Annotated in this window: 16 protein-coding genes; 3 read left to right on the forward strand and 13 right to left on the reverse strand. The window is 42.1% G+C overall.

The window, feature by feature from the left end; translation table 11 throughout:
* Nucleotides 1-54: 54 nt before the first annotated feature.
* The 5 genes from ACGLYD_RS17135 to ACGLYD_RS17155 all read right to left on the reverse strand — a co-directional run bounded on the left by ACGLYD_RS17135 (nucleotide 55) and on the right by ACGLYD_RS17155 (nucleotide 5,698).
* The gene (locus ACGLYD_RS17135) at nucleotides 55-624 is read right to left on the reverse strand and encodes a TetR/AcrR family transcriptional regulator (protein ID WP_067213367.1); all 570 of its coding nucleotides are present in this window, start codon (nucleotides 622-624) and stop codon (nucleotides 55-57) included.
* A gap of 161 nt (nucleotides 625-785) precedes the next feature.
* A complete protein-coding gene (gene abc-f / locus ACGLYD_RS17140) occupies nucleotides 786-2,660 on the reverse strand; it encodes a ribosomal protection-like ABC-F family protein (protein ID WP_342539212.1) in 1,875 nt (624 codons plus the stop codon).
* 168 nt (nucleotides 2,661-2,828) lie between these two features.
* On the reverse strand, nucleotides 2,829-2,951 hold the full coding sequence (locus tag ACGLYD_RS17145; protein ID WP_257722493.1) for an RAxF-45 family protein: 123 nt from the start codon (nucleotides 2,949-2,951) through the stop codon (nucleotides 2,829-2,831).
* 222 nt (nucleotides 2,952-3,173) lie between these two features.
* Nucleotides 3,174-4,778 (reverse strand): ABC transporter permease, encoded by a 1,605-nt coding sequence (locus ACGLYD_RS17150; RefSeq protein ID WP_067213369.1) that lies wholly within the window; start codon nucleotides 4,776-4,778, stop codon nucleotides 3,174-3,176.
* Nucleotides 4,778-5,698 (reverse strand): ABC transporter ATP-binding protein, encoded by a 921-nt coding sequence (locus ACGLYD_RS17155; protein WP_340741007.1) that lies wholly within the window; start codon nucleotides 5,696-5,698, stop codon nucleotides 4,778-4,780. Before ACGLYD_RS17155 ends, ACGLYD_RS17150 begins: the two co-directional genes overlap by 1 nt.
* Nucleotides 5,699-5,854: 156 nt before the next feature.
* Between ACGLYD_RS17155 and ACGLYD_RS17160 the strand changes: the two genes are divergently transcribed.
* Nucleotides 5,855-6,442: a TetR/AcrR family transcriptional regulator gene (locus ACGLYD_RS17160; RefSeq protein ID WP_067213374.1), complete on the forward strand. Its 588-nt coding sequence runs from the start codon at nucleotides 5,855-5,857 to the stop codon at nucleotides 6,440-6,442.
* 180 nt (nucleotides 6,443-6,622) lie between these two features.
* On the opposite strand, the gene ACGLYD_RS17165 is transcribed toward ACGLYD_RS17160, so the two are convergent.
* From ACGLYD_RS17165 to ACGLYD_RS17200, 8 genes are all read right to left on the reverse strand, one after another.
* Nucleotides 6,623-8,356 (reverse strand): ABC transporter ATP-binding protein, encoded by a 1,734-nt coding sequence (locus ACGLYD_RS17165; RefSeq protein ID WP_399629492.1) that lies wholly within the window; start codon nucleotides 8,354-8,356, stop codon nucleotides 6,623-6,625.
* Nucleotides 8,357-8,866: 510 nt separating this feature from the next.
* Nucleotides 8,867-10,030, reverse strand: coding sequence for an aminotransferase class I/II-fold pyridoxal phosphate-dependent enzyme (locus ACGLYD_RS17170; protein ID WP_399629495.1), 1,164 nt, complete (start codon nucleotides 10,028-10,030; stop codon nucleotides 8,867-8,869).
* A 652-nt stretch (nucleotides 10,031-10,682) separates the two neighbouring features.
* Entirely contained in the window at nucleotides 10,683-11,381 is a 699-nt protein-coding gene (locus ACGLYD_RS17175) for an AIM24 family protein (RefSeq protein WP_187046065.1), read from the reverse strand.
* A gap of 112 nt (nucleotides 11,382-11,493) precedes the next feature.
* Nucleotides 11,494-12,684: an acyl-CoA dehydrogenase family protein gene (locus ACGLYD_RS17180; RefSeq protein ID WP_338654867.1), complete on the reverse strand. Its 1,191-nt coding sequence runs from the start codon at nucleotides 12,682-12,684 to the stop codon at nucleotides 11,494-11,496.
* A 58-nt stretch (nucleotides 12,685-12,742) separates the two neighbouring features.
* Complete coding sequence (locus ACGLYD_RS17185; RefSeq protein ID WP_338654865.1) at nucleotides 12,743-13,909, reverse strand: saccharopine dehydrogenase C-terminal domain-containing protein; 1,167 nt, start codon at nucleotides 13,907-13,909, stop codon at nucleotides 12,743-12,745.
* 24 nt (nucleotides 13,910-13,933) lie between these two features.
* A complete protein-coding gene (locus tag ACGLYD_RS17190; protein WP_067213389.1) occupies nucleotides 13,934-15,412 on the reverse strand; it encodes an aldehyde dehydrogenase family protein in 1,479 nt (492 codons plus the stop codon).
* A 438-nt stretch (nucleotides 15,413-15,850) separates the two neighbouring features.
* The gene (locus ACGLYD_RS17195) at nucleotides 15,851-16,894 is read right to left on the reverse strand and encodes a YecA family protein (RefSeq protein ID WP_067213392.1); all 1,044 of its coding nucleotides are present in this window, start codon (nucleotides 16,892-16,894) and stop codon (nucleotides 15,851-15,853) included.
* 122 nt (nucleotides 16,895-17,016) lie between these two features.
* Nucleotides 17,017-18,525, reverse strand: a complete 1,509-nt coding sequence (locus ACGLYD_RS17200; RefSeq protein ID WP_067213394.1) for a DHA2 family efflux MFS transporter permease subunit — start codon at nucleotides 18,523-18,525, stop codon at nucleotides 17,017-17,019.
* 286 nt (nucleotides 18,526-18,811) lie between these two features.
* On the opposite strand from ACGLYD_RS17200, the gene ACGLYD_RS17205 reads away from it, so the two are divergent.
* Both ACGLYD_RS17205 and ACGLYD_RS17210 read left to right on the forward strand, forming a co-directional pair.
* Nucleotides 18,812-19,696: a TetR/AcrR family transcriptional regulator gene (locus tag ACGLYD_RS17205; RefSeq protein WP_354311953.1), complete on the forward strand. Its 885-nt coding sequence runs from the start codon at nucleotides 18,812-18,814 to the stop codon at nucleotides 19,694-19,696.
* A gap of 95 nt (nucleotides 19,697-19,791) precedes the next feature.
* Nucleotides 19,792-20,589: a TIGR00266 family protein gene (locus ACGLYD_RS17210; RefSeq protein ID WP_187046070.1), complete on the forward strand. Its 798-nt coding sequence runs from the start codon at nucleotides 19,792-19,794 to the stop codon at nucleotides 20,587-20,589.
* The last annotated feature ends 74 nt before the right edge of the window (nucleotides 20,590-20,663 follow it).

The raw sequence follows: 20,663 nt of genomic DNA on the forward strand, positions 1-20,663 counted from the left end.
TGTACTGGTTGACCACTTTCCTCAAGTAGTCATTTCAGAATAAAAAATAAAGTCTCAAACTAAGAGACTTTTAAAAATGGTCCCATTTAATAACGCAGCGATACGCTCTTCCGATAGCTCTTCATCGTGGGTTTTATCCCAGTCTGAGACAAGTGCGAGGTATGCTTTAAATAACATATATGCGACAAGTTCTGTATCGCAAGGCTTTACTTCACCTTTGGCAATTCCCTTTTCGATCTTCTCTTTTACATAAAAAACGATTTCTTTTTCAATTGCCTGTAGCACTTCACCTACGGCAGGTGTACGCAGTTCTTTTTCTTCATCTATTAACTTCACATACAATTGATGCGTTCCACGGAATTTGAGCATTTGCATCAGTCTAGCATGGGCATTTTGTTCAAAAGGTGCACCTTCAACAGAAACAGCATCTGCTTCCGCACGCATTTCGTTAATCATCTTCAATACAATGGCATTGAACAGTTCTTCTTTATTGGAGAAGAACGTATAGATTGTTCCTTTGCCGACATTCGCAATTTTTGCAACTTGGTCCATCGTTGTTGCTTTATAGCCGAACAGCGAAAATGATTTCGCGGCTCCCTCGAGAATTTCTTGCCTGCGGTCCATTTTTCCACCTCACTTTGAATGGATTATCTTATTGACCATAAAACCGTTTCGGTCATCTAGTCATTATATTACTCCGCCTGAAAGAATTATGCAAGTTTTTTCTTAAGAACGAAAAAGTCTGGGAAAGGATTACTCCCTCCCAGACTGTATACACTCAGTACCTATTCTACTTCTCTCATCCATATTTCATAATAAGACTCTAGCTCTTGTTTAATCACGGTAACTTCCGCCATGATTGATTCATATTTCATCCAATCAGATTCGTCTTCCGCTTCCTTTTCCAATGAATCGATTTTTTGTTCAAGTCTCGCTATTTCTTGTTCCACGTTTATAGTTACTTCTTTTTCCTTTTTATCTATCTTCGGCTTTTTCACTGCAATGGGTTCAGGCACTCCGACTACCATGCGACTTTGAATCTCTTGCCACTTTTCACGTGCCCAATTATAGGGTCCTTCAAATGTCGTCATGAGTCCATCTTCCAACCATGCTGTGCGAGAGAATAATTTATTCAAGAAATAACGATCATGTGAAACGGCAACGATTGTACCCGTAAAGTCTTCCAGTGCCTCTTCAAGCACTTCACGTGACTCAATATCCAAATGGTTTGTTGGCTCGTCAAGCACAAGGAAATTGACGTCCTGGTACATCAGCTGTGCCAATCGAAGCCGCATGCGCTCTCCACCGCTTAGGTCGCCAACTCGCATGAATACATCTGGACCGTAAAACATAAACTTCGCTAATATATGTCGGGCTTCCCCTTCGGCAATAGTTACTTCACCCCGAAAGACATCTATCAAACGCGCCTTCGGATCCGAAATTTCAAAGTGCTGCGACAAGAATCCGATTTTCACATTACTTCCCACTTTACTCATTCCAGTGTCAATCGGAAGCTCACCTAAAAGAATTCTCAGTACGGTCGATTTCCCGCATCCATTCCGCCCTACAATCGCTGTTCGATCCTTCCAATACACATGGAAGTCCGCACCCTTCAATAGCTCCTGTTGACCAAATGATTTCGTGATTCCTTCCATTACAACGACTTCCTTACCACTCCGTGGCGCAGCTTCAAACGACAAAGTCATTTTCTTCGGGTCGATAAGTGGCTTTCTTACTTTTTCCATCCGTTCTAGCGCCCGTTCCATATTGCGCGCTTGTCGGTGCAATCCAGGGTTTGGAGGATTGGCTTCATTTGCCCATTGGTGGAGCCGTTTAATGGCCTCTTTCATTTTTTTAATTTTCTTTTGTTGCTCTTCGTAATTTTGGAATTCCCTCATGAGACGCGCTTCTTTTTCTAGAATAAAGGCAGAATAATTCCCGTAATAAAGATGAATCTCCCCTTCTTCAAGATCAGCAACCTTCGTCACGACACAATCCAAGAAGTAACGGTCATGTGAAATAATAACTACTGTTCCTGAGTAATCCGTTAAATATGCTTCCAACCATTCAACTGCAAATAAGTCCAAATGATTCGTCGGTTCATCCAATAACAACAAATCAGGTTTCGTTAATAATAGCTTCCCAAGCATAATCTTCGTCTGTTCGCCACCGCTCAATTGCCCAAAAGAACGTCCAACAAACGGTTTCAATTGCAATCCATTGATGACTTTCTCAATTTCCGAATCTACGGCATAGCCCTCACGATTGGCGAATTCCTCCTGTAAATCTCCGTATACCCGAAGCAACTTATCCATGTCCGCGTTTCCGGCATTGGCTAGCTCTGCTTCTAACTCCGACATTTTTGCCTGCATTTCTTTTAGTTCTACAAATGCACTGTTGAGCACATCATAACCGGTCGTTTCTTTTTCATATAAAGGGATTTGCGCTAAATAGCCTATCTTTGTACCCTTTTTAAAATGAATTGCCCCACTGTCAGGTTGCTCCGCTCCCGAAATCAACTTAAATAACGTTGTTTTCCCACTACCGTTCCGTCCGACAACACCTAATTTATCACCTGTTTTAATGTCCAAAGAAAGATTCTCAAAAATCATATTCCCACCGAGCATTTTGCTTATTTGTTGAACTGTACATATCATCATTTTCCGCTTCCCCTCGTCCTGTTTTCACAACTGGAAGCATCTCACGAAAAGAGCTAGCGCCTTGGTAGACCCAAAAAGCACTGGAGTCTAGACAACAAAAAAGACCGCGTGTAAGCGATCTTCCCCTTAAAAATTTTCGCAAGGAATGCATGCTAAACAGCTGTGTGATTACTGAAATTGTCTAGAAAAGGACAGACTCGTCCCGTCGACTGCAATTTCATGAGTAATCGCACATGAAGTGGCTAAATATTCCAATAGACTTCCACGTGCATACACAGTGTCTAACATCATTCCTCACCCCCGCTCACTAATAGTAAGAATAGTTTAACACGGATAGGTTTTTATGGCAAGAATTGTATAGATGACTTCTATACAACATTTAGGACAAGTGAATGTACACGAGGTTACTTAAAATCATGTTTTGTTAATAATATTTCACATATTATTAACAAGAGTACATCACTTAGATATTCTTGAGGTGTACTTTTGGTTTTATCAGAGTACGAATATAGCTCAGCCTTCAATATCCCGTTTCGAATACCCGATAAAGCCGACAATCACTAACACACCCGCAAAAACTGTCAGTATGAAGAACATCATAAAATTCATACCTTCAACAGGAAGTTGAGGAATATGACCATATGGAGATAGATTACCCATCCATTCCGGAAATTTAAGCAACCCACCTAAGTAAACAACAATGAATGAATAGAGCAAGTATACCCAAGTTAAACTCGTCACTCTCGGTGCAATCCCAATGAGAAGTACCGCAAACCCAATCATAATCCATATCGCAGGGAGATAAACCATTGCCGCCCCGTAAATCATTCCAAAAGAGATACCCCCGTCTATAACGACTACACCTGCTGACCAAAGACCGATTGCTGTAAGAGACAACATTACAAAGCTGACGGCAATGGCAACGCTAAACGTGCTGCCCATCAGCCGCGAACGGGATACCGCCCGACTTAGTAAATGCTCCGTACGCTCCTTCCTCTCTTCCCCTATCAACTTGAGCATGGCCATTAGAGCCGGAATTGTGCAGATCATCGCCATAATGGACATAAGCATTGGGATGAATTGTTCTGTTAATGAAAGCCCTTCAACAGGTGCTATAAGATCCTTCATTATGTCGATATCTTCAAAGAAGGAATCCAAGTCCCCTAAAACCGAGCCATAAGAGGCGCCTAGCACGTACATTCCAATTGCCCAGGCTATTAACGATGTACGCTGAAGCCTTAACGTCAACCCAAGCGGGCTTTGTAAAAAGGCTGATGCATGTTTTTTCCCAGGTTTGGAGGATAAAAATCCCGATCCTAGATCACGGATAGCATTCAGATAGAGTGCGACAATGACCAAGATAAGTGCGGCACCAATCGTCAGTAAAATTGGCCACCAGTAATTATTCACATATACTTGCGCACCCAATACCCAACCAAACGGCGAAAACCAAGAAAGTCCCTCATTGCCTACATCCCCTATTGCACGGATGAAATAAGCAATACCCAACGCTGTAAAGGATAATCCGGTCGTGCCTCGAGAACTTTCCGAAATCTGTGCAAACACTGCAGTTAGCGCTGTGAAAAAAATACCTGTTGCCGCTAAAGCCGCTCCATATAAGAGCGAACCTTCCATACCCATACCTTCTATATTCAGAACGGACAAACCAATACCGATAATGAGCGCCATGATGACATTCACTCCGCATATAACAAGAATGGTTGCATGTAAATTTGATAATCGTCCAGTAGGAAGCGAACGGATCATTTCAATACGTCCGTCCTCTTCATCCGCTCTTGTATGACGTACAACAAGTAAGATACTCATAATTGCAACTGCCACAGCTGTGAAGAGCAACATTTGGTGAGCCATCATAGCACCTGACGTGTAATTTTCTAAGCCATATCCTTTACCGACCATCGCAGTCATGGCAGGGTTCTTCATCGTTTCAGCAATTGCCTGTCTGTCTTGCTCCGTCGCGTAAAGATCTGTAAATGAGAGGGCGATAGAAAATGTAAGAATCGCTAAAGATAGCAACCAAATCGGAAGTCGGATACGATCTCTTCTTATGATTAAACGAGATAAAGTTCCAGTGTTTTTGTACAAATGCTTCGCCATTAAGACGCACCTCCCACTCCCGTTTCTTCAGTTCCCTCAGAGTTTCCTTCATAGTACCCCATAAATAAATCCTCTAAAGTTGGTGGTGCACTTTCCAATTTCACAATACCGAATTGACTAATATGTTTCATAACAGTGGCCAATGCTTCAGTTTCTACTTGGAATGACAGTGCTTGATTTTTCTCTTTAATATCATAGACACCTGTTATTTCTTGTAACAACGTAATCGGTTGTTTTGTCTCTACCAAAAGATTTGTACGGGTTAAATGTCGTAATTCACGTAAAGTTCCTGTTTCGATAATCTTCCCTTGCCTAATAATACCGACCCTGTCACACAACTTTTCTACTTCAGATAAAATATGACTGGAAAGTAGGACACTCTTCCCTGCTCTTTTCACATCCATCACACACTGTTGGAAAACTTGTTCCATTAACGGATCAAGGCCTGACGTCGGTTCATCCAATATATAAAGTTCTGCTTCTGACGAGAAGGCAGCAATCAATGCCACCTTTTGCCGGTTTCCTTTTGAATACGTTCTACATTTTTTAGTTGGATCTAAATCGAATTTGCGAATGAGTTCCTCACGCCGACTTTCATGATTTGCCCCTCGCAATTTCACGAATAAATCAATTACCTCACCACCGGTTAAATTTGGCCACAGATTCACATCTCCTGGCACATAAGCAATACGCTTATGTATTTCAACTGCGTCTTCCCACGCATCCTTACCAAAAATCTCAACAGTTCCCTCTGTTGCCTTTAAAATTCCGAGTAATACGCGGATAGTGGTAGACTTTCCAGCACCATTCGGACCGATGAAACCAAAAACTTCTCCTTTGTTCAATTCAAGGTCTATTCCATCTAAAGCTGTAAAACCACCGAACTTTTTCGTTAAATTGGTCGTTTTTAATACAGTCATTGTTAATCCCCCATTCATAAAAAACGTATTAGTTTTGAAATATTATAGTCTTTATAGTTCATAATATAAGAAAACAAACTCCTTAACAATAGTTTATGCACTATTTATATTGTTTTATTACATATCTTCCGCTAAACTAGCAATGAGGTGAAAGAGGTGGATGGATTTCAACGACGTAGAGAACAAAAAGAAAATGCGATTCTACAAGCTGCATTGACATTATTTATGGATGCTGGTGTCCAAAAAGTTTCGATTGCTGAAATCGCTGCGAAAGCGAATGTATCTCAGGTTACGATTTATAAATACTTTGAAAGTAAAGAAAATTTAACCCAGCTCGTTCTCAAATTCTATGTAGACCAAATATGGGAAGAACAAAAAAAGCAATTAAATAGTGATCTTCCTTTTTTGGATAAAATAAAGCAAATTACTTTCAGCAAAAGTGACTATGCAAATCAATTTAACAGCCAATTTTTCCAATACTTTATGAATGATTATTCAACCGGAAAAAGTTATGTTGAAGAAATATATACAAGAGAAGCAATTCCTCGCATGATTGCTTTGTTTGACGAGGGAAAAGAGCAAGGGTTTATTGATCAAAACATGTCGAATGAAGCAATTTTAGTTTATATGCAAATGTTTAAAGACTATTTACAGCAAAAAGATGTCTCCTTAACTGTACTCCCGATGACTGAAGATCTTATAACGCTTTTCTTTTATGGGATAGTCGGAAAAAAAGAGGAGTAAACCTCGTTAACATACAAAAAGGTGTTGCCCTATGAGTCGCTAAATTTCCGACTTGTGGGCAACACCTTTTTTAAAAGATAAGTATACGTTTTCAACTAGGTGCAGTGTCTAGTTCCAGACGACCTCTGTTTTTCATGTACAATATAAAGCAAATCGAACAGCTCTTACCCGTTTTCTCTCTTACGCCAATTGTTGTTCAGCAAATTCACGATACAATGTATGTGATTGTATCAATTCTTTATGAGTTCCACTGCCTGTCACTTGCCCATTTTCGATGAAAATGATTTTATCTGCATCGACAATAGTTGATAACCTGTGGGCAATAACGAATGTTGTACGCCCTTCCATCAATCGCGTCAGTGCATCTTGAACGACGCCTTCCGATTGGCTATCCAGGCTCGCAGTTGCTTCGTCCATCATCAATATCTTTGGATCCCGTAAAAAAGCACGGGCGATGGCGATACGTTGCCTTTGCCCTCCCGAAAGTTTCACACCTCGTTCACCGACTTCTGTGTCCAATCCCTTCGAAAATGTTTTAACAAATTCGTCGGCATACGCCATTTCAGCGACTTCCCAAAGCCTTTGATCCGAAATGTTTGCCCCATTTTCTAAACCATAACATAAGTTTTCACGAATTGTCCCTGCCATCATGGCACTCTCTTGTGAAACGTAACCGATTTGACTACGCCATGACGCCATCGACAACTCTTTTATCGGCACTCCGCCAATTTGAATTTCACCGGATGTCGGTTCGTAAAAACGCTCAAGTAATCCGAACATCGTCGTTTTCCCTCCACCACTCGGTCCGGCGAATGCAATCATTTCACCAGGCTGGGCCTCAAAGGACACATTTCCAATCACTGGCTCGTCGTCTTCATAGGCAAACGATACGTCCACAACTTGAATTGGTTTGTTCGCAATATCCATCACCAATCCATCTTGTCCCTCTTCCAACGGCAATTCCAAAATGTCGATAATACGCTCTGTTGCACCTTTCGCTTTCTGCAATTGTGTGAAGAACATTGCAAATGATGTAATTGGAAAAATAATTTGGAACAGATACAACAGGAATGCAACAAGGGCACCTGTCGACATTGTGCCGTTCGCAACACGCATACCGCCATATCCGATAATCATGACGATGACAACCATAACAACTAGATACATAAAGGGAGCAATCAGAGCAGTGATTCGAGCTTCTTTCAAGCCAAAACCGAGTAATTTCCCGATTCCAGCTTTTCCACTCGTCTCTTCGTTCTGTTCAGCATTAGAAGCTTTCATCAAGCGAATTTCGCCGAGTGTCTGTTGAATATTGCCTGTGAATATAGCTGTTTCATCTTGTAATCCACGAGAAATTTTCGCCATTTTGGTGCCTAATGGAATCATGATTCCCACTGTAATTGGAACAGAAATCAACATGATAAGTGTCATTTTCCAATCCATAATAAGCAGGATCGTCACCGCACCTATAATCGAAATGATACCCGTAATGAATTGCGGGAAATGTTGCGTAATCAATTCTTTCACGATTCCCGTATCATTGACGACACGGCTCACCGTTTCACCGCTAGATTCCTTGTCAAAATGACTGACAGGCAAACGAAGCAGTTTTGTCCACATTCTTTCACGTAATCTCGCAACTACTTTTTGTCCTACATAACTCAGCAAATAAATGGATACCCCATCAATTACTGCTTGAACAATAAATGCTACCCCGATAGCAATCATTATCGGGACGCTTAACGAGGCAACTGAAAAGCCATCCACTAAGTTTTTCGTTAGTAAAGGAACAACCAAACCTGCAAGTGTTGTCAACACACCTGCCGTCAAGCCGACTGCTAAAGCTAGCTTTGGGATTCCTGTTGATAAAATCAGAGAGAAAAACGGCTTCAAGCCGACTTTTTTCTTGTCCATAGTTTTTAACTCCATTCCGTTGAATCTTTTAATAAGTTCATTTTAGTAGATATATGTAAACTCAATATCAACAAACTCCGTTTTGTCACTCGAAATATATAAATCCAACAACTTATTTTGAACGCATCTATCCAAAGGAACTTGGTAAGATACCCCGGTTTGCAAATTGGATTACCGGGAAGACCATTCAAGTTCTCGGGACGGATTATTCCCGTGATATCATTACAATAGAACCCATAAAATCGGATCATCATAACGTTGAATACGCGAGAAAAGTTGCACAAGATTCACTTGACTACTTAAACTATATTAACAGGAACCAAATCCGAGCGTTCACTATTCATATAATGTGTGCAGAGTATTAGGATTGCTTGATTATCGTATATAGTAAAATCTTAACCCAATTCAATCTATAAATACACTTTACAAGATTGACCCGTACTTAAAAAAACTCCGCATAAAAAGGTTAGCAGGGACAGAAATCTCCGTCCCACGCTAACCTTACACCGCTTAAATACTTAAATTCCGTAATCGATCAACCGCTTTCTGCAGCACAGCCACTTTCTGCACAAGCGCCAACCGAACGAATCCAGCGCCTTCAGAGCCGAAGATGCTACCAGGAACCATGACAACACCACATTGGTCGATTACTTTAAATACAAATTCCTTGTCGTCCATCTCGAACGGATACTTTGCCCAGACAAACATCCCACCGTTTGAAGGAGTAGCAGACCAACCAATCTCCTCCATTCCTTTCATTAATACCCTATGGCGCGCAGAAAATTCTGCCCGCAGGCGATCCGTAATCTCTTCCGCATTATCGAGTGCCATGACAGCCGCTTCCTGAATCGGACCGAACGTTCCATAATCCAAATTCGATTTGAGTTGGCTTAAAATATGTACTATCTCAGCATTACCAACGATGTAAGCGATACGTGCACCGGCAAGGCTAAAGCTTTTAGATAATGAATTAATCTCCATTCCGACCTCCATTGCACCGGGAGTCGATAGAAAACTAATTGGAGAACCGCCTGTAAAATAGTATTCAGAATAAGCAGCGTCATGAAGCACAATAATATTGTATTTCTTGGCGAAAGCTACTACTTTCTCGAAAAATGCACAATTCGGCATAGCAGGAACAGGGTTTCCTGGTAGATTCAAAATCAGCAATTTAGCTTTTTGTGCAACGTCTTCAGGAATTTCATCCAAATTAGGTAGAAACCCGTTTTCTGCACGTAACGGCATCTCATACGGAACAGCGCCAGCAAGCTTAATGCCAGCCTCATAAGCTACGTAAGCAGGATTCGTTGTCAACACAAAGTCCCCTTCATTGCAAAAAGCGAGTGGCAGATGGACGAGTCCTTCTTGAGAGCCCATTGTTTGAATGATTTCCGTTTCAGGATTGAGCGTAACACTGGAACGTCGTTCATAATAATTCGCGACGGCTTCGTTAAAACGTTTTGTGCCGCCAAGTGTATAGCCATATGTATTCGCCAGAGCGCTTTGTTCTGATAAAACACGTCTCACTTTTTCGTCAGGAGGAAGATCCGGACTCCCAAGACTTAAATCAAAGACTTCAGCGCCCGTTGCTTTTTTCGCTTCGGCTGCTACTTTTAAATCGCCGAAAATGGCAGGTGCAAAAATGGACATTTTTAACGAAGGTTCAATCTTCAATGGGAAACACTCCTTGTTTGTGGGAAATTGTTTTTAAGGAGTATTTTATCACAAACTATGTAGCTAGTGTAAATAAGGTTGTAAAAAAGGTAATTTGATTTACCATTTATTCGCATGAAATACTAGTGAGAAGGGCTTGATAACCTCCATTTTCACTAGACTATTTTCGGCCCACTTTCGACTAACTATTCATGACAGATTTACTGAGGAGTACTAGTGTGCTCAAGGGGAGAATGCAGTTATTTTGGAAGAAAAGACTTTATGACATTCTATATAGAGTGTCAGTGCCCGAAGATGCAATTTCGGTCACTCTTGCACGTTGTTCAATGTGTTCCTTGCTTACTTTTAGCTAAGAGTATGCATCTAATCATGTGATATCTTATAGAAAGTGACACTTCTTTACTGGTAAAAAATAAAAAAATAGAGAAAGCTTCAGAACTACGTGTACTTATGAATTTGGAGCGCGACGGCTGAAGGACCACCCTACACATCCAGACATCTCGATAGATAATGGTAAAGTAGTCGTTCAATCCAAGAAATCCAATTGCAACTATGCACGTAGCACCCAGTGTGTGATCATTTCATTTACTGGTTGGTTAATCAACAGACGTGGCATTCCATATCTTTGAATTCAACAGCACAAGCTTGTTAGTCACGAGGATCCATTCCCAGCCATATAAACTTCTTCAAACGGTTGAATGATAACGAAACCTTCACCGCTAAACTCCATTTGAATCGATTCTCCACTACCGCGACCAAAGAAGGTCTTAATACTAATATCTGTTCGGAACTCCGGTGTTAAATGGCCAGACCAGGCGACTGTTGCATTAGGATCTGTAACGACGGGTTCTCCAGGATGGACAAGTAGCGTTAGCGGCTCGAAATGGGTAGTAATCGCAACCTTCCCCTTCCCTTTCAACGTTACGTTGAACAGTCCACCAGACATCATGCCTGCCACTTTCTTCATAAGCTTAATATCCCATTCAATAGTTGGCTCAAACGCAAGAAGATCATTGCCGTTCACCGTAATCGATTCATTATTCAAATCGAAAATGGTTATCTTCTTCCCTTGATCCGCTAAGTAAAGCCGACCATTCCCTGTTGCTTTCATCAGTGAAGTACCTTCACCCGTGAGCGCTTTTTTAAACATCATGCCTACGCCATGCTCAAGCACCTTTTCCCGCTCGAATTTAATCTGACCCGCATATGAGATCATGGAGCCCATCTTTGCCCAGACAAAGTCGGTTAAATTCACTTCCAGAATTCGCGGTGTTTCCAATTCAAAGTATTCACTTTCCCGCTCATCCTGCTTTGTTTGTTTAATGAATTCATTAATCGTATATTTCCCCATCTATATCTCCCCTTTCGTAACAATGCCTATTACTTATTATCGAAACTTAATCTTCGACTGTCATTGTACCAAGAAAAAATCCTGAGAGGTCTTCCCCTTCAGGACTGTAATTTCACTCAAACGGCCATTCAGGTAGCCGATTACTCAATTTCTTATCTTCACGATACCCAAGCACATATTCTGCCTGCATAACCGTATGGATCTCACGCGTTCCTTCATAGATAACAGGCGCCTTTGAGTTTCGCAGGAACCTGGCGACAGGGTATTCATCCGAATAACCATAAGCCCCATGAATTTGGAATGCATCATCTGCTGCTTTATTGGCAAAATCGCATGCCTGCCATTTCGCCAGCGACGTCTCGCGCGTATTGCGCAAGCCGTTATTTTTCATGTCACCTGCTCGATAGACAAGAAGTCGGCTCATCTGATAGCCCGCTTCCATGTTAGCAATCATTTGTTGGACGAGTTGGTGTCTGCCAATTTCCTTACCGAACGTTTCCCGTGCATGACAATATTTCACGCTTTCTTCGAGGCAACCCATTATTAAGCCAACCGCTCCCGCAGCGACAGTGAAACGACCATTATCAAGTGACGCCATGGCAATTTTAAATCCATCGCCTTCTTCACCTAATAAATTCGCAGCCGGGATACGCATATCTTCGAAAAATAGTTCGCCTGTATTGCCTGCACGAATACCGTATTTCCCTTTGATCGCTTTCGATGAAAAACCTGGTGTCGTTCGTTCGACGATGAACGCGCTAATACCATGGTGTTTTTTCGCTTTATCCGTATAGGCGAAAACGAGGAAATGATCCGCAACATCACAAAGGGAAATCCATGTTTTTTGACCGTTTAATACATAGTCATCTCCGTCACGCACGGCAGTTGTTGCCATTGCCGCAACGTCGGAACCTGCACCTGGTTCTGTCAACCCGAATGCACCTATTTTTTCACCCTTCGCTTGTGGCACAAGGTATTTCTGCTTCTGTTCTTCATCGCCCCACTGCAGTATACTCATCGAGTTCAAGCCAATATGGACCGATACCGCTGTCCGGAACGCCGTATCTCCACGCTCCAATTCTTCACACAGTATTGCGAGCGAATTATAATCCATTCCACTGCCACCATATTGTTCGGGTATACACACGCCCATGAAGCCAAGATCCGCAAGCTTCTTCCAAATCGACTGATCGAATCCACCTTGTGCATCCCATTTCTGGATATGGGGCATAATTTCTGCGTCGACAAACTGACGCGCCGTTTTCCTCAGCATCTTCTGTTCTTCCGTAAATCCGAAGTCCACCTCTTCATCTCCTTTCATAAACCACTATGTCGTTAGTGAGATTAGAAACTATACGTTTTCAACATGGAACATTGTTCGACTCAATACTTTCTTCGATAACGACACCGCGCTTTTTCATCTCTTCAATATACAATTCACCGGGTACGATATTCTCTGGCGGATGGACTCCACGTTTCGAAATAGTGCCATTGCCAATCATTTGTGCCACGATGGAAATCGTATTTGCCGTCGCACGAGCCATCGCAGTCTCGTTTACTGCAGTGTCTTTCTCCGTAATAAGGTCATATTCGTATGTTACTGGCATAGCACTTTTTTCACCGCTCACAATAACGCGTAGCAACACTGCATCTGATTTATTACCGAGGCGAAGTTGCGGCGACAGATGTTCTCTCATGACGTCGCGTACCTTCACTTTTTGACCGTCAACAGTCACTTCGTTGTCCCGAGATAACAAACCTAGATCGACAAGCAGCTGGAACTTCTCCGCGTGCCCTTTGTAACGAATCGTTTTGTATTCTAGTGTCTCCACGTCAGGGAACGACTTCGTTAGAGTCGACGTGCCGCCTGATGTATGAAATGCTTCAAGCTCGCCGTATTTATCAAAATGGATTGTTTCGATTTCGGACAATGATGGAACTTCCAACAGTTGCCCGTTTCGAATAACGTGGGAAGGGTCAGTGTAATGATCAAACACGCCTTCCAGTGAAAAGACGACATTATAATTAAGTGGCGGCTCCGGCTTTATCGGAATTCCTCCAACATATAGTTTGATGGAATTAACCTTTTCGAGTTTTCCCGCCCCGTAACCAGTAAGAATATTAATCATTCCAGGAGCTACCCCTAGATCCGGAATGATTGTCACGCCTTTCGCAATCGCCTGATCCGCCAGACCGAGCACCGCATCCGTAGCGCCACCGATATGACCGCCAAGATCAATGGAATGAACACCGATATCTACTGCGATTCGGGCAACTTTTTCATTAAACGTATAGAATAGCGCATTGATAACCACATCTCCTAGTGCCATCACTTCGCTTAATTGCTTATCGTTTTTCGCATCCAGTAATAGGATATCAAGCTTGTCGGACATGAGTTCCTCCGCAAAGTCTTCCGCTTGCTTGACGTTCAGATCCGCTAAATAAACTTTTTCGACATCATCACCCTTCACTAGATCGCGTGCCGCCTCTTTCCCCATTAAACCTGCTCCAAGTATGACAACCTTCATTTCCCCATCCCCTTACGTTAGGTATTAATCCGTGTCAATCTGCGCCCGTTGCAATTTCCCGCTGAAGTCTATATAAATACTCTTCCATTCAGTGAAGACATCAAGTGCAGCAACGCCAGAATCGCGGTGTCCGTTGCCCGTCCCCTTTGTTCCGCCGAATGGCAGATGGATTTCGGCACCCGTCGTTCCCGCATTCACGTAGACAATACCTGTATCTAGATCACGTTGTGCTCGGAATACTTTATTGACATCGCGTGAGAAAATCGAACTTGAAAGTCCAAATTTCACACTGTTATTAACCTCAATGGCTTCATCTAGACTTGAAACTTCAATCAGCGAAACAACAGGTCCGAAAATCTCTTCTTGCGCAAGGCGGCTATCCCATTTCACATCTGTGAATAAAGTTGGTTCGTAATAATGACCATCTGCAAGCTTTCCATCTGTTAATATATGTCCACCTGCAAGAAGTTTCGCACCTTCATCCTTACCAATTCCGACGTAGCCATGAATTTTATCAAGCGCTTTTTGATTGATTACTGGGCCAATTTTTACTGATTCGTCCATTCCATCGCCAATCGATAACACTTTCATCGCTTCCACGAGTTTTTGCTCGAGTTCTTCCTTTACATCTGTATGCACGATGACACGGCTACATGCCGTACAACGCTGACCCGCTGTTCCGAATGCACTCCAAAGAATCCCTTCCACTGCCAGTTCGATATCCGCATCATCCATAACGATGACCGCATTTTTACCACCCATTTCAAGTGATACTTTTTTCAAATGACGTCCACCTGTTTCCGCAACATGACGACCTGTTTCAGTCGACCCTGTGAATGATATAACGCGAACATCAGGGTGTTCAATCATTGCCGTCCCAACTTCTGCTCCCGACCCGAAAACGATATTCGCAACGCCTGCCGGGAGTCCTGCTTCTTCAAATATAAGCGCCATTTCATACGCCATCATAGGTGTTTCCGTCGCCGGTTTCCAAATGAAAGTATTGCCCGCGACAATTGCTGGGAACGATTTCCATGTCGCAATTGCCACCGGAAAGTTCCAAGGTGTAATAAGTCCGACAACACCGATTGGTGCACGGACACTCATTGCGAACTTGTCTTGAAGCTCTGAAGGTACTGTTTCCCCGAACATGCGGCGTCCCTCACCAGCCATGTAGAACGCCATATCAATGCCTTCCTGCACTTCACCGCGCGCCTCTTCGATGACCTTCCCCATTTCTTTCGTCAACACTTGCGATAAGTGTTCTTTCTTTTCTTTCATAAGTCGTCCAATTTCATATAAAAAGTCTGCACGTTTCGGTGCGGGAACGAGTGCCCATTTTTTCTGAGCCTCTTTCGCCGACTTTACTGCAAGACTCACATCTTCTTTAGTCGATAATCTTACTTGTGCCAACTCCTTACCATTTGCTGGATTCAAGACTGCAGTATAATCTGCTCCCCCTGCCTCCTGCCATGTACCTCCGATATAATTGTTCAGTTGCATTGCAACATTCCCCTTTCTATAACACAGCATTTTGAAAGCGCTCACATCTATTTAACTAATTTCGACATTTCCTACGCAATTCCTTTAATCTTCCGACAACTATAATTTTACTTCCCTCCTACTTAAACACAATAATCTATGAAAAACCCCCAATAACCAAGCTATTCGAGGGATGAGATTATTATTCATACTATGAACCCCATTTCCTCGAATTTTTCTCTTTGTCAGCACCACACCGAACGTGAGATAATTTCTCTTCACCTTCATCCCTGTTTAAAGTTCATAAATAAAATACAGAAAAACTCCGCACTGGATGTATCGATCCCATGCGGAGTTTTCATAATGAAAAAATATTTAATTTGTACGTTATTTTGGTTTCAGGTTATGTAATACCCATTTAGTGTATATCCATTTCTGCACTATTGCTAATACCACGGATTATTCTTTTTCTTGCTGACGGCTCCGTTCGTACATTTCAATGACAAATTCACGGATGTTATCTGCATGTTTCATCATCGAACTTGTCGATACAACGAACAATTTCGCAATTTCAGCGTTCGTCAATTCTTCATCCTCCATAATTCCTAAATCAACTGCTACAAAAAATACGGCAGCGGCAATAACGCCAGGTTTACGGAAATTGGGGCGCTCTTTCAAAAAGTACGTTACCACAATATTTCTCAGTAATTCACGCGCTTCTTTAGGCGTATTTCTTAACTCAAGTACTTCATCCAGACTCTCGATTACTTCCTGCTGAACCGGTGTAAAATCATGCTCTATGAGTTCATCTACTGTTCGTGAATCCCTGGCAAGCAAAATTTCGTAGACATCCGTCATATGCTCTTTATAGAACGCAAGACTCTTATCGAATCCGCTTGACTCCGCAAGTTCAACTATCTGTTTTTCGAGTGCACCATTCCAATCATTAATGAACATAAGCGAAGAAATTACATAGATATCATTGTTCTGGTCCCGATTATCAGGTAAAACAATGCCGAATATGAATGAATGCTCTTCCAGTAGCATTCCTTCTTTCTTTTCAAGATTGAATATGCCCTCGCCAAGTATTTCTTGGACAATAACATATCCTTCCTTCACTTCTTTCACCTTAGCAAACAGTACAACAGGCTCTTTCCATAATTCCAGAACGGATCGAACTGTCTCTCTTATCGGGCTATTCAACACTCTTAGGAGGTGACGCTTCCACAAATCACGGCGTGCAACGAATAAGAAATATTCACTAACAGCCTCCTCAACATCATCCGGTCCCATCAGTTTTTCAAGTTTACTTTTCCAGTGTCTTCTATGGCTTTCGAACTCTGATATATCAGCTGGGCTTGTAGCCTGTTCATAAGCACCAAAGATGATACGCTCAAGTTCCTCATCAATAAGCGTCTCTAAAGGTGATTCATTTTTCTCCGCACAACACTTTTTATATTTCTTTCCGCTCCCACATGGACACGGATCGTTTCGTCCAACCATTTTCCCACGTCCTAACAATTATACGTTAATAATATTTACCTCACATTCAATAGTAACAGAAACAAAAAAACTCCGCAGTGGTATATATATATACCCATGCGGAGCACTCTTTAATCCATCGCTTATTTTTTACTTTCCTCTAAATTAGTAAATGATTTTTCATTAGTTGGTAGTGCTACACGTTTCATGAAGAACGATAGAGCCAAGGCTACAATTGCAACGATTGTCGATATGAAAAATGAGAAACTAATTCCGTCCAACATTGCTTGTGCTTCAAGTTGTTCCTTTAACTTCGCTAGCCCCTCAGCGGTCGATGGAGCATTGCCAGATGCTTGGACTTCCGCAAATAGTCCTGCACCTGTCGATTCCATCCGTTTTGTCATAATCGTTAACAGAATTGCGGATCCGATAGCACCGGACACTTGCTGTAACGTGTTGTTCATAGCCGTACCATGTGGATTCGAGATCATTGGCAATTGATTCAACCCGTTTGTCATAACCGGCATCATTACCATTGAAATCCCTAACATCCGAATCGTATAAATCCACATAATGTAATAATAACCAGACTCCATACCTAGTCTACTTAAATAGAATGTTGAAATGACAGTGATGGTAAGACCAATAACCGCCAAAATTCTTGCGCCGTACTTATCGAATAAACGACCTGTAACCGGCGACATAAGCCCCATCACAATTGCCCCTGGTAACATCAGCAAACCTGAATGGAACGGTGAAATGCCCCGTATGGTTTGGACATAGAGCGGCGTAAGAATCATGCCCGAAAACATTGCAACCGATAGTACAATCGAGATGGCCGATGATAAAGCAAACATCGGATGTTTGTAAATCTTGAAATCCAACATCGGGTCATCCATACGTAGTTGACGCACAATGAACGCGATAAGTGCGATTGCACCAATAACGATTGTTCCATAGACAAGCGGTGAATCCCATCCCTTATCACCCGCTGAACTAAAGCCGTAAAGAAGACCGCCGAAACCGATACTTGACAAAATAAGTGAAAATACATCTAATTTCATGTCACGGTTCGGTGTAATGTTGCGCAATTTAAAGAACGCATAAACAAGTGTCAGAATTGAAAACGGCAAAACGATACCAAAAAGTGTACGCCATGTATAATGTTCAATTACCCATCCCGACAGAGTTGGACCAATTGCTGGCGCTGTAATCATTACTAGCCCAAAAATCCCCATTGCCGTTCCCCGGCGCTCAATCGGAAATGCCGTAAGCATAACGTTCATAAGGAGCGGCATCATCATTGCAGATCCACACGCTTGAATCATTCGAGCAGCAACGAGTACACCAAATGATGGTGCAATCATCGCTAAAATCGTCCCTAGAGTAAACAGCACCATTGCTGTTAAGAACAACCTTCTATTTGTGAACTTCTGAATGAAGAACGCACTTGCTGGTATTAAAATACCATTGATAAGCATATATCCTGTCGTTAGCCATTGGACAACAGACGGTTTCACATCGAACTCAACCATAATTGTCGGCAATGCAACGTTCAACAATGTATTATTTAGTAGAGCGACAAAAGCACCTATAAATAAAATTGCTATCATGCCGTAAGGCGGTTTTTCGTGCATTTTTTTTATATCCATTATTACTTCCTCCTATTTAATACGTAACGTATAAAATTTGTACCCCGTGTACATCATGTTAAACATATTATACCGATAGTCCAAAACTTGCAACCTTAGAAAACGCTTTCACACAATAAAAACTTTTTCCGTTGATATATCAACCTTTTGGATATACCATAATAAATGTACTGATAGTATAAACCTGAATTCACTTCCAGGGAAACTCGACATATATAAGTTTATTAACACCCGTCAGATAAGCCGAATAGGTTCGACAACTAACTTTAGGATAAAGGTGATTAGTATGAATGATCGAAAACGCCAGGTTTTATTAACAGCGCAGCGACTTTTTATAGATAAAGGATTTTCCACCACGTCTGTCCAAGATATTTTAGATGAATCTTGTATATCAAAAGGGACATTCTACAATTATTTTTCATCCAAAAATGAGTGCCTCATCGCGATACTTGTACACGCACGTGATGAAGCAACTGTAAGAAGACGTGAATTGCTTATTGGACAAGATTTATCAGATAAGAACGTTCTGGTAGAGCAGATTTTAATTCGTATGCACGTGAATCGCGAACAAAACTTGATGCCAATTTTTGAGGCAGTTTTCCATTCTGGTGATAGCGACCTAAGAACTTACATCAAGAACATGCTTTTAGCTGAATTTTCTTGGTTAACAAGAAGACTGGTGGATGTGTACGGCAAAGCTGCTGTGCCTTATGCAGCCGATTGTGCAGTGATGCTGTTCGGAATGATGCAACAAATACTTCATGTATGGTCAGCTGTTTCGAAAGAGGAAATGGACACTTCAAAACTTGTGAGATTCTTACTCCGAAGAATCGATTCCATCATCCTAGGTATGGTCAGCACAAAAGACGCTTTCTTCACTGAAGATGTATTTTTCAAGTTAAGCGGGGATGAAGTAGAACAAACAGAAACAAAGGAGCAATTACTCGAACGTCTCACAGGATTTTTGGAATTTCTTGGAGATGATACGCTTCCTGCCGGCAAACAATATGTTCAATTTCTTTTGGATGAACTACGCGCCGAGTCTCCGCGGGTATTCGTGCTGGAATCTGTCGTCCGCTCGTTCCGAGAAGCTTTCAAAGGTTTTTCCCATGAACCTGAAGCTCACGAGCTTGCTTACAAAGTTTGGCGCTATATGGACACGGTAAAGTAATTCAACTTTCCCTCCTTTATTTCTTGAAACTTTTCCCACTCTATTTCGTATAATTGAGTAGTAAAAAACTTATTTTGTGGGAGGAATGAAACAAGATGAACAATCACGAAATTGATTATAAAATACATGGCGACGACATGCAGTTTGTAGAAGTCGAGCTTGATCCTAAAGAGACGGTAGTGGCAGAAGCAGGGGCTCTAATGATGATGGAAGACGGGATCGCCATGGAAACAATCTTCGGTGATGGTTCCAGCTCTTCAGGCGGCGGAATTATGGGCAAACTGATGGGCGCTGGAAAACGAATGTTAACTGGAGAAAGTTTATTCATGACAACATTCACGAATACGGGGGCAGGCAAAAAGCATGTATCTTTCGCGTCCCCTTACCCTGGAAAAATAATTCCGATGGATTTAAGTGAGCATAACGGCAAAATTATCTGCCAGAAAGATGCCTTTCTTGCTGCCGCAAAAGGCGTGTCCGTCGGAATTGAATTTCAACGGAAACTCGGCACCGGCTTTTTCGGTGGTGAAGGGTTCATCATGCAAAAACTCGAAGGTGATGGTATGACGTTCATCCACGCTGGAGGTACGATTATCGAGAAAAGGCTGCGACCGGGCGAAATATTACGTGTAGACACGGGATGCCTCGTGGCAATGACACACAACGTTAATTACAACATCGAAATGGTAAAAGGCGTAAAAACAGCATTATTTGGCGGCGAAGGACTCTTTTTCGCGACACTGAAGGGACCTGGAACTGTTTGGATTCAATCACTCCCATTCTCTAGACTCGCAAGCCGTGTCTTTGCAGCTGCACCGCAAACACCTGGTGGAGGATCACGGGATGAAGGAAGTATTGCAGGCGGCTTGTTCAATATGCTTGGCGGGAAATAACTAATTATCAGACATAACGTTGGATTAACATTATCTTCATCCAAAACTCTCCAAACTAAAAAAGGGTTAGATCA

The sequence above is a fragment of the Sporosarcina sp. SG10008 genome, assembly GCF_044569405.1.
GTDB classification, from domain to species: domain Bacteria; phylum Bacillota; class Bacilli; order Bacillales_A; family Planococcaceae; genus Sporosarcina; species Sporosarcina psychrophila.

What these genes read in the sequence shown, in the direction of transcription:
- ACGLYD_RS17190 (WP_067213389.1), bottom strand. Translation starts at nt 15,412, where the DNA reads ATGCAACTGAACAATTATATCGGAGGTACATGGCAGGAGGCAGGGGGA.
- ACGLYD_RS17210 (WP_187046070.1), top strand. Translation starts at nt 19,792, where the DNA reads ATGAACAATCACGAAATTGATTATAAAATACATGGCGACGACATGCAG.
- ACGLYD_RS17175 (WP_187046065.1), bottom strand. Translation starts at nt 11,381, where the DNA reads ATGGGGAAATATACGATTAATGAATTCATTAAACAAACAAAGCAGGAT.
- abc-f (WP_342539212.1), bottom strand. Translation starts at nt 2,660, where the DNA reads ATGATGATATGTACAGTTCAACAAATAAGCAAAATGCTCGGTGGGAAT.
- ACGLYD_RS17200 (WP_067213394.1), bottom strand. Translation starts at nt 18,525, where the DNA reads ATGGATATAAAAAAAATGCACGAAAAACCGCCTTACGGCATGATAGCA.
- ACGLYD_RS17145 (WP_257722493.1), bottom strand. Translation starts at nt 2,951, where the DNA reads ATGATGTTAGACACTGTGTATGCACGTGGAAGTCTATTGGAATATTTA.
- ACGLYD_RS17150 (WP_067213369.1), bottom strand. Translation starts at nt 4,778, where the DNA reads ATGGCGAAGCATTTGTACAAAAACACTGGAACTTTATCTCGTTTAATC.
- ACGLYD_RS17155 (WP_340741007.1), bottom strand. Translation starts at nt 5,698, where the DNA reads ATGACTGTATTAAAAACGACCAATTTAACGAAAAAGTTCGGTGGTTTT.
- ACGLYD_RS17205 (WP_354311953.1), top strand. Translation starts at nt 18,812, where the DNA reads ATGAATGATCGAAAACGCCAGGTTTTATTAACAGCGCAGCGACTTTTT.
- ACGLYD_RS17135 (WP_067213367.1), bottom strand. Translation starts at nt 624, where the DNA reads ATGGACCGCAGGCAAGAAATTCTCGAGGGAGCCGCGAAATCATTTTCG.
- ACGLYD_RS17165 (WP_399629492.1), bottom strand. Translation starts at nt 8,356, where the DNA reads ATGGACAAGAAAAAAGTCGGCTTGAAGCCGTTTTTCTCTCTGATTTTA.
- ACGLYD_RS17195 (WP_067213392.1), bottom strand. Translation starts at nt 16,894, where the DNA reads ATGGTTGGACGAAACGATCCGTGTCCATGTGGGAGCGGAAAGAAATAT.
- ACGLYD_RS17185 (WP_338654865.1), bottom strand. Translation starts at nt 13,909, where the DNA reads ATGAAGGTTGTCATACTTGGAGCAGGTTTAATGGGGAAAGAGGCGGCA.